This window comes from Pseudomonas sp. LBUM1662 (assembly GCF_059695915.1).
In genome coordinates, this window is the sequence record NZ_CP166793.1 from 6609619 (window position 1) to 6625716 (window position 16098).

Annotated in this window: 15 protein-coding genes; 9 read left to right on the forward strand and 6 right to left on the reverse strand. The window is 58.6% G+C overall.

Going from position 1 to position 16098, the window contains the following annotated elements:
• The first annotated feature begins 195 nt into the window (after positions 1 to 195).
• The 4 genes from tssI (at position 196) to ACA049_RS30205 (ending at position 6237) form a co-directional block, all read left to right on the forward strand.
• Positions 196 to 3624, forward strand: a complete 3429-nt coding sequence (gene tssI / locus ACA049_RS30190) for a type VI secretion system tip protein TssI/VgrG (RefSeq protein ID WP_497331976.1) — start codon at positions 196 to 198, stop codon at positions 3622 to 3624.
• Positions 3625 to 3634: 10 nt separating this feature from the next.
• Entirely contained in the window at positions 3635 to 4303 is a 669-nt protein-coding gene (locus tag ACA049_RS30195) for a DUF2931 family protein (protein WP_497331978.1), read from the forward strand.
• A 14-nt stretch (positions 4304 to 4317) separates the two neighbouring features.
• The gene (locus tag ACA049_RS30200; protein WP_497331980.1) at positions 4318 to 5424 is read left to right on the forward strand and encodes a hypothetical protein; all 1107 of its coding nucleotides are present in this window, start codon (positions 4318 to 4320) and stop codon (positions 5422 to 5424) included.
• A 417-nt stretch (positions 5425 to 5841) separates the two neighbouring features.
• Positions 5842 to 6237: a DUF6124 family protein gene (locus tag ACA049_RS30205; protein ID WP_497331982.1), complete on the forward strand. Its 396-nt coding sequence runs from the start codon at positions 5842 to 5844 to the stop codon at positions 6235 to 6237.
• Between the two features lie 89 nt (positions 6238 to 6326).
• Here the strand turns inward: ACA049_RS30205 and ACA049_RS30210 are convergent, their stop codons facing one another.
• The 3 genes from ACA049_RS30210 to ACA049_RS30220 all read right to left on the reverse strand — a co-directional run bounded on the left by ACA049_RS30210 (position 6327) and on the right by ACA049_RS30220 (position 8133).
• Complete coding sequence (locus ACA049_RS30210; RefSeq protein ID WP_003213368.1) at positions 6327 to 6602, reverse strand: HU family DNA-binding protein; 276 nt, start codon at positions 6600 to 6602, stop codon at positions 6327 to 6329.
• Positions 6603 to 6794: 192 nt separating this feature from the next.
• On the reverse strand, positions 6795 to 7943 hold the full coding sequence (locus ACA049_RS30215) for an NAD(P)/FAD-dependent oxidoreductase (protein WP_497331984.1): 1149 nt from the start codon (positions 7941 to 7943) through the stop codon (positions 6795 to 6797).
• A 22-nt stretch (positions 7944 to 7965) separates the two neighbouring features.
• Positions 7966 to 8133 carry a rubredoxin gene (locus ACA049_RS30220; RefSeq protein WP_007954349.1) on the reverse strand — a complete coding sequence of 56 codons (168 nt, stop codon included), beginning with the start codon at positions 8131 to 8133 and terminating at the stop codon, positions 7966 to 7968.
• 202 nt (positions 8134 to 8335) lie between these two features.
• Here ACA049_RS30220 and ACA049_RS30225 point away from each other — a divergent pair, with 202 nt between their 5' ends.
• Both ACA049_RS30225 and ubiA read left to right on the forward strand, forming a co-directional pair.
• Positions 8336 to 8899 carry a chorismate--pyruvate lyase family protein gene (locus ACA049_RS30225; RefSeq protein WP_497331986.1) on the forward strand — a complete coding sequence of 188 codons (564 nt, stop codon included), beginning with the start codon at positions 8336 to 8338 and terminating at the stop codon, positions 8897 to 8899.
• On the forward strand, positions 8899 to 9789 hold the full coding sequence (gene ubiA, locus ACA049_RS30230) for a 4-hydroxybenzoate octaprenyltransferase (RefSeq protein ID WP_497331988.1): 891 nt from the start codon (positions 8899 to 8901) through the stop codon (positions 9787 to 9789). Before ACA049_RS30225 ends, ubiA begins: the two co-directional genes overlap by 1 nt.
• A 55-nt stretch (positions 9790 to 9844) precedes the next feature.
• Here the strand turns inward: ubiA and ACA049_RS30235 are convergent, their stop codons facing one another.
• A complete protein-coding gene (locus tag ACA049_RS30235) occupies positions 9845 to 10231 on the reverse strand; it encodes a COG4315 family predicted lipoprotein (protein WP_497331990.1) in 387 nt (128 codons plus the stop codon).
• A 153-nt stretch (positions 10232 to 10384) separates the two neighbouring features.
• On the opposite strand from ACA049_RS30235, the gene phoB reads away from it, so the two are divergent.
• The 3 genes from phoB to ACA049_RS30250 all read left to right on the forward strand — a co-directional run bounded on the left by phoB (position 10385) and on the right by ACA049_RS30250 (position 13905).
• Complete coding sequence (gene phoB / locus ACA049_RS30240; RefSeq protein WP_310844182.1) at positions 10385 to 11074, forward strand: phosphate regulon transcriptional regulator PhoB; 690 nt, start codon at positions 10385 to 10387, stop codon at positions 11072 to 11074.
• Positions 11075 to 11155: 81 nt separating this feature from the next.
• On the forward strand, positions 11156 to 12442 hold the full coding sequence (phoR, locus tag ACA049_RS30245) for a phosphate regulon sensor histidine kinase PhoR (protein WP_497337015.1): 1287 nt from the start codon (positions 11156 to 11158) through the stop codon (positions 12440 to 12442).
• 122 nt (positions 12443 to 12564) lie between these two features.
• Complete coding sequence (locus tag ACA049_RS30250; RefSeq protein ID WP_497331992.1) at positions 12565 to 13905, forward strand: hemolysin family protein; 1341 nt, start codon at positions 12565 to 12567, stop codon at positions 13903 to 13905.
• A 105-nt stretch (positions 13906 to 14010) separates the two neighbouring features.
• On the opposite strand, the gene ACA049_RS30255 is transcribed toward ACA049_RS30250, so the two are convergent.
• Positions 14011 to 14907, reverse strand: coding sequence for a peptidoglycan DD-metalloendopeptidase family protein (locus tag ACA049_RS30255; RefSeq protein WP_497331994.1), 897 nt, complete (start codon positions 14905 to 14907; stop codon positions 14011 to 14013).
• A gap of 205 nt (positions 14908 to 15112) precedes the next feature.
• The gene (locus ACA049_RS30260; protein WP_497331996.1) at positions 15113 to 16018 is read right to left on the reverse strand and encodes a response regulator; all 906 of its coding nucleotides are present in this window, start codon (positions 16016 to 16018) and stop codon (positions 15113 to 15115) included.
• Positions 16019 to 16098 lie beyond the last annotated feature (80 nt).

The window sequence follows — 16098 nt, forward strand, 5'->3', positions numbered from 1 at the left end:
CTTCGCTGACACTGACGCAACATTCTGACATCCAGAAAGATCTCACCGAGTTTCAGGCCCGGTCTTACATACCGCTTTGCCTAGCCTTGTTAGCGTGCAGAACATCATCGCGCGCTCAGGCCAAGTCATGGCTGCACGCCGCGATCACTTCTCTGCGCTCAAGGACGAGCGACTACGAAGCAAAAGGATCAGCGCATGTTCGCACCGGCTAATGCCCCTCACTTCACCCTTGTGATCCCGACGGTTCACAACGACTTCAAAGTACTGGCCTTCGAAGGCACTGAAACCATCAGCGCCTTGTACTCGATTCACGTCGATCTGGTCAGCGAATACCCCGACTTCGATCTGAAAATCCTGGTCAACCAACCTGCATTTCTACAATTCGGCTTCAAAGGCGAGGGCATTCATGGCCATATCGCAGGGGTGTCCGCTGGTGAGGTCGGTAAACGCCTGACCCGCTATCGCGTGAACCTTGTACCGGCCCTGCACTACTTGCAGTTCAGCCACGATCAGCGGATTTTCCAGCGCCAGACGGTGCCGCAAATCATCGCCCGGGTATTCAAAGGCCTTGGCATTCAGGCCGACGCTTATACCTTCCACACCAGAACGAGTGCCGAGCGCGAATATTGCACCCAATACGGGGAAAGTAATTTTGAGTTCGTGCAGCGGCTTTGCGCCGAGGACGGCATTGCCTGGCATCACAGACACTCTCCCGAAGGTCATGTGCTGGTGTTCACCGATGACCAAGCGTTCTTCCTTGAGTTGGGTGAAACGCCTTATCAGCAGGGCTCGGGCATGGTGGCGGAGCATCCGGTTGTCAGCCGGCTTTCCATGGGTTTCAACACCCGCCCCAGCATAGTCACCCGCCGTGACTACGATCTGAAACGCCCGAATGCTCTGCTGGAAAGTCGCTTCACCGCCGAGTTCAGCCCCAAGCTGGAAGACTATGGCTACCCGCTGCCATTGGAGAGCGAAAAGCGCGGAAAACAGCTCGCCCGGCAGGCACTGGAACGACACCGAGCCGATTACCAATTGGCGGAGGGCGAAAGCGATCAGCCGTTCCTGCGCAACGGCTACCTTTTCAGACTGACGGATCACCCACGCGCAACGTACAACGATTTATGGCTTCTACTCAGCGTTACCCACTCAGGGAAACAGCCTCAGGTGCTTGAAGAGTCAATCACCAGCGATACCGCACCTGAGGACGGTTTTACCCAGGGCTACCGCAACAGCTTTAGCGCAATTCCATGGGACGTGTTCTATCGGCCACCGCTGCCTGCACAAAGACGTGTGCTGGTCTGTCAGACCGCCCGCGTGACCGGGCCGGCTGGCGAAGAGATCTACTGCGATGAGTACGGCCGCGTCAAAGTCGAATTCCACTGGGACAGGGCCGAACGCAACAGCGAAAGGAGCAGTTGCTGGCTGCGGGTGGCTTCCAATTGGGCGGGGGATCATTTCGGCGCGGTGACCATTCCACGCGTTGGCATGGAAGTCCTCGTCACCTATCTCGAAGGCAATCCTGATAACCCGTTGATAACCGGCTGCCTGATCAACAAGGTCATGCCAGCGCCCTACCCCTTACCCGAGAACAAAACCAGAACCGTGTTGCGTAGCCACAGTTCTCCGCACACCGGTGGTTACAACGAACTGTCGATTGAAGACCGCGCCGGGCAGGAATTGATCTACCTGCGTGCCCAGCGGGATATGGAGCAGAAGGTCGAACACGACAGCCGATTGGAAGTGGGCAACGAGCGTCGGGAAACCATCAAGGGAAATAGCATTTCGGTGCTCGGCGCTGAAGAACATCGAACGGTTACGGCTGATCGCAAGGTTCAACTCAAGGCCAGCGATTATTTGCAGGTTTCCGGGAGCAGCCATACCCGGATTGGTGAAGCGCTGGGGGTTGAGGCTGGCGAGCATGTTCATATCAAGGCCGGGGCCAGTCTGGTGCTGGATGCCGGCGCCAGCATTACGTTGAAGGCGGGCGGTCACCATATCGTGATTGATGCTGACGGGGTTTTCAGCAGTAGCGCGATTGAGGTGGGTGGTTCACCGGTGGCAGGGATGGCAGCGCATGCGTTGTTGCCGGGGACAGTGGCGGGGTTGTTGGCGCCTGTTGTGCCTGAGCCACCTCCGTTGGAAGAGAACGAATCGGATGAGCTGGAAGAAGAAGAGGAGGAAGTCGAAGAGGAAGGGACTACTTTGCGGATCGGGGTGTTCTTCGATGGGACTGGGAATAACCGATCCAACAGTGAGATGGTTGCCGGGTGTTATGCGCGGGATGTGAATCTGGTTGAGGAAGCTGAGGATATTCGGCAGTTTTGCCGGACGCACGGGTACGACGGTCAAGGGAATACGCCGGATACCAGCTATGGAAATGACACGAGTAATGTGGCGAAGCTGTATGACCTCTACACCGATGACCGAAATCGGCAATTGGCTGCTGAGGAAACCATCGGCTACATTCCGGTTTATCTGGAAGGCATTGGTACCAGCAGTGGCGAAGGGGATTCACGTTTTTCACTAGCAACCGGCGTCGGTGCACACGGTGTATCAGCGCGGGTTGCGCAGAGTCCAGCGCTTATCCTTGAAAGTATCGAGCGCTTCAAGAGATCTAATCCTGATCGAAAGGTTGAACGTGTCGAGTTCGATATCTTCGGTTTCAGTCGAGGGGCCGCAGCTGCACGGCATTTTGCCAATGAAGTACAGAAAGGAGAGAAGAGTCCATTGGCAGCGCTACTACCAGCCAATGCGACGTTGTTTACCGAGGATTTTTCCTGGCGCACCAACACCGATGTCTCCATCAACTTTATAGGCATCTTCGACACCGCTGCCGCAGTAGCCAGCGTGGTCGACGGTGACTTTAGCGTCCACGACGCCAACAACCCCGGCGTCGATTTGTACCTTGCACCAGATATCGCAAAAAAAGTCGTGCATCTGGTGGCGCGGGACGAGCGACGCCATAACTTCTCACTCAACAGTGCTGGCGCTGCGGATATCGAGCTGCCCGGCGTCCACTCCGACTTGGGTGGAGGGTATATACCAAACTTCATTGAACGAGTTCTGCTTAGCAAGCCGCGCTGCAGCCGCGACATGGAACTTCACGTGCCTTCCACAGCGTCACCCGCCTATCGTTGGGCTGAGCAAGAGCTAGGTCGCCTTCAGGATCAACTTAACCTGTATGGGCTTGCACTGGAGGTGCAGACCTGGGACGTGCAGGTAATCAACAACGCAAAAGGCGACAGATCCAAGTCGAAAAATGTGTATGCAGCAGTGCGCAGCCAGCGAACTGTGCGCAACGATCTGGCGTTGGTTTACTTGCGAATCATGCGCGAGTTGGGGGCCAGGCACGACGTCCCGTTCAAGGTTATTGACGAAGAGGATCAAACGTACGCATTACCGACAGAGCTGAAATCGATTGCCGAAAAACTGATGGCTTACGTGTTAGGCGCCACTCGCCGCACGAACCTTAGCCTCGACGAAGAGGAATTGCTCAGTCGCCGTTACATCCATCTGTCTGCCAACTGGAATGCTGCCAAAGGCTGGAACAACAGTGATCTGAACATCGTGTTTATTAATCGGCCTGCCGAAAACAATAAGCGCGTTGTGCATTCCGATGCGTAGGCGCTCATACATGTTCAAGACCGGCAGTGCGCTGCTATTCGCGCTATTAGGAGGATGTGCCTCTTACGAAAGCAGATCATTACCTTACGACGCGTGGAGCCTCGATTTTTTTAACCCCGACTATATGGAGGTCTGGATTGAAACCGCTGACGTCGTGGACATCAATGACCATGTGTTCTGGGGTGCCGGTAGCGGAATCCCATCGACTGGCTATCCCCGGGGGCTAAGTAAAGGCATACCAGCTGTCTTCAAGGGCGATGCTAAAGGCTGGTTTGAGGATCCAACAGGAAAGGGGCGATATGTAAGGGGGGCTAACCTGCCTCGTTTGGTCTATGTGCGCTGGCAGTCCATGGCAGAACCGCAAACCTACAGGGCTTTCATCGAGATCCCCCAATCTGCGCGGGACACCATGCTCAAGGGTGAAAAAGCTTATTGCGGTGCGGTAGGCAAATGGAAAACCGATTACCGAAAGTTTTTGACTATCGGCTTGGCGCCAGGAGGAATCGCCAAGGTGTGGTTGGGTGGGCCCTGTCTTAAATCGACCGAAGTCACCAGAGTCCAAGGCACGATCAGTCCCAAAGGCCCTTACGGGGGCACGTCCAACGGAAAGCATCGACCGCTTTCAGAAGAGTCCAAAGCCTATATCGACAAGTTCGGCATTCCATTCGGAAGCTGGTAAGGAGAGGAAATCAAATGGATTTAAGAACATCATTTTTCGTAGCGCTTTTGTGGCTGCCTGTTGCTAACGCCGCAGAGCCCCGCCCACTAGAGGGGGATTATTACTTGTACGGCGCCATGGAAATGGCCGCCAGGCTGGTTCTTAAAAAGGACGGATCTTTTGCAGCAGCCGCTGCGTACGGGAGTGCCAACGGTGCTGCGAAGGGAACGTGGAGTATCGAGAGCAATACGCTGACGCTCACAAGTGAAGCTGACCCTCACGCAGCTAAAAAGCTAGCTTTCGAAATGCCCAGAACAAGGAACCTGGCTGAATTGGAGGAGAGTTATCGAATCCAACACGGCAATTACGACGAGATCGATAACGACACGGCTAACTACGCCCAGACTCACTACATTTTGCAGATGCAGTACGACCGGCACCCAAAACCCCCAGCCATCGACCCCGTGTACCTTTATTTCGAGTTTTCCGAAGGCCCCGGGAGCCAGCAGTTATTGGAGTCAAATGAAACAACGGACCTGTGGCTGCCTTACGACCCAGAAAGAACGCTAACAAAAATCGGCTTCGGAACCTCCCGCAATTCCGGCCCAACTCAATGGTTCGATGTTTCGCCGGATAGCCGCTGGTTCGGTATTGGCTGGAAAAAAGAGAAAACCCAGCCAATCGCGTTCAGCCCGCGTAAAGAAAAGGGACTGGCCGAAATTCAACGTGATCTGAACGATGACGAACAAGGTCGCATTCTGAAGAATTACCTCATCACGGTTTATCACTTCGATCCAATCAGCACGCCAGCCATAACGCCTGTCGATGTGTACTGGAGGTTTCAGGACGGCTCTACCGAGGAACAGGTCTGGGTGGACTCGAAGCAAGAGAGGTTATCCCTGCCCTACTCTCCCACGAGGACCTTGGAGAAGATCGGCTTGCGCACTCAAGGCTCAAAGGATGAAATCGAGTGGCTTGATACGCTGCCTGATATGAGATGGATGCGTGTGGATTGGAAGGATTACGCCGTGCCCGCCAATGGTGAGTTGTCCCTTCTGTTTCAGGACCTGCGTCTCGCCATCGAGCCTGATTGCCTCGCGGTAGATTTTGGCAACGGCAAAGAGTGCTTTCGCCGTCGTTAACATTCTCGGTCTGGTGAAGATTTTCAGGATGTTCAGGTGTTGCTTCTCTGCGACTTAAACACCGCTCGACACCGCCTGTTTAAAACGCCTCAAGGTTACGTCCTGCAAGCTACAACACCTTGCGCCGTTGCCTACGGCTACGCCAGAATCCGCCGGCTTGTGCGCCTTTTGGCCGGCCGGTAACTTGATTCCTGTCACTGATCGTCAGTGGACGGGTTTAGTCGCCCGCTGGTAATTGAAGTTGCACAAGCTTCTGTCAGGCAAGTGTTTCCTACCTGCTTTTGATGGTGGCTGTGCGTAGGGCACCTTCGGGTGCGCCGGCTTCTTCAATTCCCCGGTCCGACTAACCTGCGCACAGCTGCCACCCCTTCGTTTAGTCGGCGAAGTGTTGTCAGCATCACTCCAGGAATTGAAATCATGTTCAAGGTCACACCGAACCCACCGGATACCGATCCGATCTCCCCCTACGAATGCCCTGATTCAAACAAACTCAACGATGACGTGGGACGCATCCGCGACCATCACTTCCCGCCAGCGGAACCAAAACAACCGAAACGCAGCGGCCAGCTCTTCAGCGTCTGCCCCGGCATCAACACTGAAGCACTCCTCGCCAATGCCTCGGAAGATTTGCTGTCCATCAGTGCCATCGCCGCCGACCTCGCGGACGATGTGGACGGCTCACGTCGTTCCGTAGCCCTGGCGCTCAGCCGAATGGCCGACGGCGTGCATTTATTGGTGGAGCGAGCGCTGGATCATCTCGACGAGCCGGAAATGGCGGCGATTCTCGCCAGGAAACACAGCCGGGCCAGCTAATCCGCCACCCACAAAAAAATGGGCACCCAACCAAGTTGGCGTGCCCATTTTTTATTCCGCTCCCGCGTTACGCGGGAAGTCGGTAGGTGTTACGGATTAACGCTATCTTTCAACGACTTGCCTGGCTTGAACGCAACAGTGTTGCTGGCCTTGATTTTGACAGGCTCACCGGTTTGCGGGTTTTTGCCGGTGCGGGCACCGCGGTGGCGTTGCAGGAAGGTACCGAAGCCCACCAGCGTGACGCTGTCTTTGCGGTGCAGAGCGCCGGTGATTTCTTCGAGAACGGCGTTGAGAACGCGGTTGGCCTGCTCTTTGGTGAGGTCTGCTTTTTCAGCGATTGCAGCGGCGAGTTCTGGTTTACGCATTAGTGAAGCCCCTTTGACGGTTTTTTGTTGTTATGTCCGTGCTGTTCTCGTTGGAACAGCGCCCAAGGCGCCGCAGATGCTCTACTCTGCGGCAGACGGGAGTGAGAATGGCACGCACGGAAGAGCCGCGCCAGTCTCGGCGCGACCTTTGTAGGGGCAAAAGCGGGGTGATTCCGACAGAACGACCGGTATTTACGCCAGCAGTGCCGGAAGCTCTTTGTTGAGGGCCAGTTTTTCCATCACCGCCGCGCCTGTCAGGGCATAACCGAGCAGTTTTCCGCTGGCATCGCGGCACAATGCTTTGATGTCCGCGCCCTGCCCTTCGACGGTCCAGACACCCTCAGCGCCCCGTGGTGGCGGCGAAACTACCAGTGGGCAGACCGGGGTTTTCACGGTGATCGGCATCGGGCCGTAACTCACCGCCGTAGGGTTTCCGGCAAGGGTCTGAGCCAGCGCTCTCGCACAGCTCATGAGGGGCATGACGTACAAGAGATTCAGCCCATCGACCTCGGCGCAGTCGCCCAGCGCGTAGATATTGGCATGGGAGGTTTTCAGGTGACGGTCCACCACCACGCCGCGATTGACCTGCACACCAGCGGCAGCCGCCAGATCGATACGGGGACGCAGGCCAATGGCCGAGACCACCACGTCGCAAGGAATCACCTGACCATCGGACAGATGCGCCTCCAGACCGTCCGCAACGCGTTGCAAGCGGTTGAGCACCGGCCCAAGGTGGAAACGCGCGCCCAAGCTTTCCAGCCCGGCCTGAACCGCAGCGGCAGCCGCCGGGTGCAGCAGGGTCGGCATGACTTGCTCGCACGGTGCAACCAGTTGCACCTCGTAGCCGCCGACGATCAAGTCATTGGCGAACTCGCAACCGATCAGGCCGGCACCGAGCAGCAACACCCGGCGCTTGCCAGCGGCTGCGGCACGAAAGCGGGCGTAATCTTCCAGGTCGTTGATCGGGAAAACCGCGTCCGCTGCGTAGCCTTCGATGGGCACCCGCACGGTTTCCGCCCCCCAGGCCAGGATCAGGTCGCGATAAATCACCGTCTCCTCACCAATCCACAGGCGTTTGTGGCCCGGATCGATGCCGCTGATACGCGTGTGCGTACGCACTTCGGCCTTCAATTGCTCGGCCATGGCGCCCGGCTCGGCCATGCTCAGGCCATCGGCGTCCTTGTTCTTGCCGAAACCGGTGGAGAGCATCGGCTTGGAGTAGGAGCGTCCGTCATCGGCAGTAATCAACAGCAGCGGGGTTTCGCCATCGAGCTTGCGAAACTCGCGGGCCAGGTTATAGCCAGCCAGCCCGGTGCCGACGATCACGACAGGTGCGTTCATTCCTTACTCCTCTGATGTCTTCTTAGTTGATTTCGATCATTTCGAAATCCATCTTGCCGACGCCGCAGTCCGGGCACAGCCAGTCTTCCGGTACGTCTTGCCACAGCGTGCCCGGCGCAATGCCGTCGTCCGGCCAGCCGTCGGCTTCGTTATAGATCAGGCCGCAGACCACACATTGCCACTTTTTCATTCAGGTATTTCCTCAGGATTCAGGCTTGTTGCCGGCGCGAACGGTCGATAGATGGAGCGATGCCGTCCGGCTCAGGGGCGTTTTGTACTGATCGGGCCCGGCAGATGCAAGCCTGTTCGGCGCAACGGCGGCCCGGATCAATCAAAATCGCTGGCTGCCATGGTAAGCTCGCCGCCTCATTTGCTGCCAATAATGACTCACTGTGCCGCACTCAAAATCCCCCTCCGCAACCCCGCTGTGGCTCCCTCAAAGCCAACTGACGCCCCTCCCCGACACGTCTACCCTTGACTGGCTGTTCGACGAAGGTTCCCTGACCCGACGCCTGATCCGTTTGTCGAATGACGGTTTCAGCGTCACGCCGCTGTTTGAAGGCTGGCAACCGCTGCGCGCCGACGAATGTGCCGCGCTGGACCTGGACGAAGGCAGTGAAGGCTGGGTGCGCGAGGTGTATCTGCGCGGTCACGGCGAAGCCTGGGTGTTTGCCCGCAGCGTGGCGGCGCGCAGCGCCTTGCAGGGCGACGGCTTGCACATGGATGAATTGGGCAGCCGTTCCTTGGGCGAATTGCTGTTTTGCGATCATGCGTTTCAGCGTCGCGCCATCGAGGTTTGTCACTATCCTCAGGAATGGCTGCCGCTGGCGTCCCGGGCCCCTGAATTGTGGGGCCGTCGCTCACGTTTCGACCGTGGCGCCTTGAGCGTACTCGTGGCCGAGATCTTCTTGCCGACCTTGTGGCTCGCCACCCGCGCCCACCCGGAGAACTGCTGATGTACCAGAGCCTGCTCAAGTCCCTGAATCGCTTGAATCCACGGGCCTGGGATTTCATTCAGCTGACCCGCATGGACAAGCCGATCGGCATTTACCTGCTGCTGTGGCCGACGCTGTGGGCGCTGTGGATTGCCGGCAAAGGTTCGCCGTCCCTGGCCAACATCGTGATTTTCGTGCTTGGCGTGGTGCTGACCCGCGCCGGCGGCTGCGTGATCAACGACTGGGCGGACCGCAAGGTCGACGGCCACGTGAAACGCACCGAACAGCGCCCGTTGGTCAGCGGCAAGATCAGTTCCAAAGAAGCCTTGGTGTTCTTCGCGTTGCTGATGGGCGTGAGTTTCCTGCTGGTGCTGTGCACCAATGCGGCCACGGTCTGGCTGTCGTTCGGCGGTCTGGCGCTGGCCTTCAGCTACCCGTTCATGAAGCGCTACACCTACTACCCGCAAGTGGTGCTGGGTGCGGCGTTCTCCTGGGGCATGCCGATGGCGTTCACCGCCGAGACGGGTGAATTGCCGGCCGCCGCATGGTTGCTGTGGATCGCCAACCTGCTGTGGACCGTGGGCTACGACACTTACTACGCAATGACTGACCGCGACGATGACTTGAAGATCGGCGTGAAATCCACGGCGATCCTGTTTGGTGATGCGGACCGGGCGATCATTCTGACCTTGCAAGGGTTGGCGCTGGGTTGCCTGCTGCTGGCCGGGTCGAAATTCGAGCTCGGTGGCTGGTTCCACCTCGGGCTACTGGCGGCGGCGGGCTGTTTTGCGTGGGAGTTCTGGTACACCCGCGGCAAGGACCGGATGCGTTGCTTCAAGGCGTTTTTGCACAACCACTGGGCCGGGTTGGCGATTTTTGTGGGGATTGTGCTGGATTACGCAACTCGCTGAGTAGCCCAGCCGCTGCCGACCTTATGTTTCGGCAGCGGCTATTGGCTTTGATCAATTACTTCTGCGACTCGTGCATGACGTGCCAGACATCCTTCATATTGTCGCCCACCATGTCACCGGGTTTTTTGTCCTTCACGAACGTATAAAGCGGTTTACCGTCGTAGGCATACTGACTCGTGCCGTCATCACGCTTGATGACACTCCATTTGCCCTCAGCCTTGGCACCCGCCGGGGCCATCATCGGTGGCCAGTTTTTGGCGCATTCGTCATTACACATCGACTTGCCGCCGCTGTCCTTGTCAAACGTGTACAGGGTCATGCCCTTGTGGTCGACCATCATCCCGTCTTTCATCATCGCCGGGTCGGCGGCGAAGGCCATGGTCGGCAGCGTTAACGCTGCAGTCACCAGCAGTGCCTTCCAGGTTTGAGCAATGTGCTTCATGGAAACCTTCCTTTTGTGGTTGTCAGGATTCGGACTTAGAGCTTAGTTCAGGATCATGACAATCGCAGGGCGACTAAAATACTGTCACACGACTGCAATAATTCCGTTATCTAATGCGGCGCAAGACAGTTAAATGACAAGAGGATTAATGGCATGGTTGGCAGGAGCATTCTGATCGTCGACGACGAAGCGCCCATTCGCGAAATGATCGCCGTTGCGTTGGAAATGGCCGGCTATGACTGCCTGGAGGCTGAGAACTCCCAGCAGGCCCACGCCATCATCGTCGACCGCAAGCCGGACCTGATCCTGCTCGACTGGATGTTGCCTGGCACGTCCGGCATCGAGCTGGCCCGGCGCCTCAAGCGTGATGAGCTGACCGGGGACATCCCGATCATCATGCTCACCGCCAAGGGCGAAGAGGACAACAAGATCCAGGGTCTGGAAGTCGGCGCCGACGATTACATCACCAAGCCGTTTTCCCCCCGCGAGCTGGTGGCGCGCCTCAAAGCCGTGCTGCGCCGTGCCGGCCCTACCGACGGCGAGGCGCCGATTGAAGTCGGCGGCCTGCTGCTGGACCCGATCAGCCACCGCGTGACCATCGACGGCAAACCCGCCGAGATGGGCCCGACCGAATACCGCCTGCTGCAGTTCTTCATGACTCACCAGGAACGGGCCTACACCCGTGGCCAGTTGCTGGATCAGGTCTGGGGCGGCAACGTGTATGTCGAAGAGCGTACCGTCGACGTGCACATCCGTCGTCTGCGCAAAGCCCTCGGTGATGCCTATGAAAGTCTGGTACAAACCGTGCGCGGCACCGGTTACCGCTTTTCGACCAAAGCCTGACCAAGACCTTTACCGCCCGACAAGCTGACAAGGACGCGTGTTCAATTGAACCAGAACTGGCATGGCACCCTGATTCGCCACATGTTGTTGCTGGTGACCGGCTGTCTGGTGATCGGCCTGATTACCGGCTACTACGGCTGGAGCCTCGCCGCGGGCCTGGGCCTTTACCTGGCCTGGACCCTCAAGCAATTGCTGCGGCTGCACGAGTGGTTGCGACTGCACAAACCCGACGAAGCACCACCCGACGGCTATGGCCTGTGGGGCGAAGTGTTCGACAGCATCTACCACCTGCAACGTCGCGACCAACGCGTGCGCGGACGCCTGCAAGCAGTGATCGATCGGGTCCAGGAATCCACTGCCGCCCTGAAAGATGCCGTCATCATGCTCGACAGCGACGGCAACCTTGAATGGTGGAACCGCGCCGCCGAAACCTTGCTCGGCCTCAAGACCCCGCAAGACAGCGGCCAACCGGTGACCAACCTGGTGCGCCATCCGCGCTTCAAGGAATATTTCGAGCAGGACAGCTACGCCGAGCCCCTGGAAATCCCCTCGCCGATCAACGATCGCCTGCGCATTCAGCTGTACATCACTCGCTACGGCAACAACGAACACCTGATGCTGGTGCGCGACGTGACGCGCATCCATCAGCTGGAACAGATGCGCAAAGACTTCATTGCCAACGTCTCCCATGAGTTGCGCACACCGCTGACGGTGATCTGCGGCTACCTGGAAACCCTGCTCGACAACGTCGAGGAAGTGAACCCGCGCTGGACCCGTGCCTTGCAGCAAATGCAGCAGCAAGGCGGGCGCATGCAGACCCTGCTCAACGATTTGCTGTTGCTGGCCAAACTGGAAGCCACCGATTACCCCTCGGACAATCAGCCCGTGGCCATCGACGGCCTGCTGCAATCGATCAAGGGGGATGCCCAACAGTTGTCCGGCCAGAAAAACCAGCGCATCACCCTGGAAGCCGACCCGACGATTCTGCTCAAGGGCAGCGAGGCGGAGCTGCGCAGCGCATTTTCCAACCTGGTGTTCAACGCGGTGAAATACACCCCGGCCGAAGGCAATATCCGCATTCGCTGGTGGGGCGATGAGCAAGGCGCACACCTGAGCGTGCAAGATTCCGGGATCGGCATCGACAGCAAACACCTGCCGCGCCTGACCGAACGGTTCTACCGCGTCGATTCCAGCCGCAACTCCAACACCGGTGGCACCGGCCTCGGCCTGGCGATCGTCAAGCACGTGCTGCTGCGCCACCGTGCACGGATGGAAATCAGCAGTGTGCCGGGGCATGGCAGCACGTTCACCTGCCATTTCGCGCCCGCTCAAGTCACCAAAACCCGGGTCATCAGCACCGCCGATTGATACCGGCCAGCACTCGCCACTAGGCAATCACTTAGTCAGCCGCTACATTGGCTGACTTGTGCCTGCCCTTCAGGCACCGCATTGACCCCTATTCGAATACACGGAACCCGCAAAACTCCATCATGGACCCTTCCCCTGGCTTGACCCTCGCGACACTCTTCGCCGATTTCGGCATGATTCTTTTTGCTCTGATCCTGGTTTTGCTCAACGGCTTTTTCGTTGCGGCGGAATTCGCCATGGTCAAATTGCGCTCGACCCGGGTCGAGGCCATCGCTGAAAAAAACGGCTGGCGCGGACACATCCTGCGCACCGTTCACAGTCAGCTCGATGCTTACCTCTCGGCGTGCCAATTGGGTATCACCCTCGCCTCCCTGGGCCTCGGCTGGGTCGGTGAACCGGCGTTCGCGCACATCCTCGAACCGCTGCTGGAAGCCGTCGGCGTGCAGTCGCCCGAAGTGGTCAAAGGCGTGTCGTTCTTCGCCGCGTTCTTCGTCATCTCGTACCTGCACATCGTGGTCGGTGAGCTGGCGCCGAAATCCTGGGCCATTCGCAAACCCGAGCTGCTGTCGCTCTGGACCGCGGTGCCGCTGTACCTGTTCTACTGGGCCATGTACCCGGCGATTTACCTGCTCAACGCCAGCGCCAACACGATCCTGCGGATCGCCGGCCAGGGTGAACCCGGCCCGCATCACGAGCATCATTACAGCCGTGAAGAACTGAAACTGATCCTGCACTCCAGCCGTGGCCAGGACCCGAGCGACCAAGGCATGCGTGTGTTGGCTTCCGCCGTGGAAATGGGCGAGCTGGAAGTGGTCGACTGGGCCAACTCCCGGGAAGACCTGGTGACGCTGGAGTTCAATGCGCCGCTGAAGGAAATCCTGGCGATGTTCCGTCGCCACAAATTCAGCCGTTACCCGGTGTACGACAGCGACAGCCAGGAGTTCGTCGGCCTGCTGCACATCAAGGACCTGCTGCTCGAATTGGCGGCCCTGGACCACATTCCCGAGTCGTTCAACCTCGCCGAACTGACCCGTCCGCTGGAGCGCGTGTCGCGGCACATGCCGCTGTCGCAGTTGCTGGAGCAGTTCCGCAAAGGTGGTTCGCACTTCGCCCTCGTCGAAGAAGCCGATGGCAACATCATCGGCTACCTGACCATGGAAGACGTGCTTGAGGTGCTGGTCGGCGACATTCAGGACGAACACCGCAAGGCTGAGCGCGGCATCCTCGCTTACCAGCCGGGCAAGCTGCTGGTACGGGGCGATACGCCGCTGTTCAAGGTTGAACGCCTGTTGGGCATCGACCTGGACCACATCGAAGCCGAAACCCTCGCCGGGCTGATCTACGAAACCCTGAAACGGGTGCCGGAAGAGGAAGAAGTGCTGGAAGTCGAAGGCTTGCGGATCATCATCAAGAAGATGAAAGGGCCGAAGATCATTCTGGCCAAGGTGTTGATGCTGGATTGATTCAGTCCGGTGTCGCCCCTTTCGCGGGCAAGCCTCGCTCCTACAGGAATGACTCATCCCGTAGGAGCGAGGCTTGCCCGCGAAGGCGTCAGACCAGACAACACATCACTGCTTGCCGAGCGCAAAGTTCGGCAGGCTGCCCACCGGTTGATTGAACTGATACGGAATCGACACCAGCCCCAACCCCGTATTGCGCTGCACCACGAAGTGCAGATGCGGCCCGCTGCTGTTGCCGGTATTGCCCGACAGTGCCAGCGCACTCCCCACCGCTACCCGTTGACCCTCGCGAACGCTGACCGAACCTTGCTTGAGGTGCAGGTACACGCCCATGGTTCCGTCATCGTGCAGCACCCGCACGAAATTGCCCGATGGGTCGGTGCCGCGCCCGGTCTGGGCATTCTCGGTTTTCACCACCACCCCGCCACGTGCCGCAATGATCGGCGTGCCTTCGGGCATGGCGATGTCCATGGCGTAACGGTTCTTCGCGCCGAAATGGCTGTACTGGCCGTTGTTGCCCTGACTCAAGCGAAACGGCCCGCCACGCCAGGGCAGCGGATACCGATAGGCCATGGCGGCCCCTGACGGGTCGCCCAGGGAATATTCGAACCTTGGGGTGTACGCGAGCGGCCTTCCAGCTTTCGTCGCCGTGAGCAGCGCCAGACGAATGTTGCTGCGCGCAGGCATGACCCGGCGGATCGGCCGGCTCGGCGCGCCGCTGACATTCTGCAGCCCGGCAAAACTCAGCTCGATCTCGACCGGGGCATACAGGTCGTTGCGCACGAACACCATGTCCATGCCCTTCTGCTTCTTGATATCGAGGTACACCTGGCGCTCAAGGTGCTCGACCATGCGATCTCGAAAAACGAACACCTGGGAGCCTTTCGTGGGGCGGTCGCTGTAGGAGACCACGCCATTGGCGTCTTTGGACTTGTAGATCGTCATGGCCACAGCCGAGGTGGAGGCCATGAAAAGACCACAGAAAAACAGCAGGCGCGCGAGCATGGGCAAGAGTCTGTCGAGTAAGGCCTGGGGAGGAGCCTAGCAGGTGCAATGGACCCGGGTAGTCGGCAGATGTTTCAAAATGGGCAGCGAAGGAGACGTGCGGTGAATTCGAGGACCCCTTCGCGGGCAAGCCTCGCTCCTACAGGTCGGTGTGATCTGTAGGAGCGAGGCTTGCCCGCGAAGACGGACTGTCAGGCGACGAAGGTTACGCGCCTGGAACGAAGTGCTTCTGCGCCGTACCACGAGCAATCAGGCGCGAAATGTAGTCGAGCTTCTGCGCATCCTGATCCACAAAGCGGAAGGTCAGTTGCAGCCAGTCGCTGTCAGGCTTCGGCTCAAACGCGACGATGGCGTGCAGGTAGCCATTGAGGCGAGCGACTTCGGCGTTGTCGCCCTGCTCCAGGTCGAGAACGGCGCTGTCGAGCACTTGCGGCAGCGTGTCGGTGCGTTTCACCACCAGCAGCGCTTCCTTGATGCTCAAGGCTTTGATCACGCATTGCTGAATGCCGCTCGGCAAACGCAATTGGCCTTGACCCCGACCGCTGGCCGGCGCGGAAGCAGCGACCGGTGCCTTGACCGGTGGACTGTTGAGCAAACCGCGCGACGGTGCCGCCGCCGGTGTTGGAGCCGCGACTACGGCAGCCTTGCCGCCAGTCAATGCACTCAGGGAATCGTTGCCGAAGGCCGAGTTCATTTTGGTCGGTGCACCGTTCATCAAGGCGTCCAGCTTGCCGACCTTGTTCAGCGCCTGCTTGACCTTGGTCAGCAGTTGTTCGTTGGTGAAGGGCTTGCTGACGTAGCCGGAAACGCCGGCCTGAATCGCCTGGACCACGTTCTCCTTGTCGCCACGGCTGGTCACCATCACGAAGGGCATGGTCTTGAGGTTGTCCTGCTCGCGGCACCAGGTCAGCAGTTCCAGGCCAGACATTTCCGGCATTTCCCAGTCGCACAGCACCAGGTCGAACGCTTCCTTGGCCAGCATGGCCTGGGCCTTTTTGCCGTTGATGGCATCTTCGGTCCGGATACCCGGGAAGTAGTTACGCAGGCACTTCTTTACCAGGTCACGAATGAACGCCGCATCGTCCACCACCAACACACTGATCTTGCTCATCCATCACCCCTCGAAAAAATCCCGGCAAGCATACCGTTTTGCTGATGGCACATTGCCAAAAACCTTCAGTCACGCCGGGA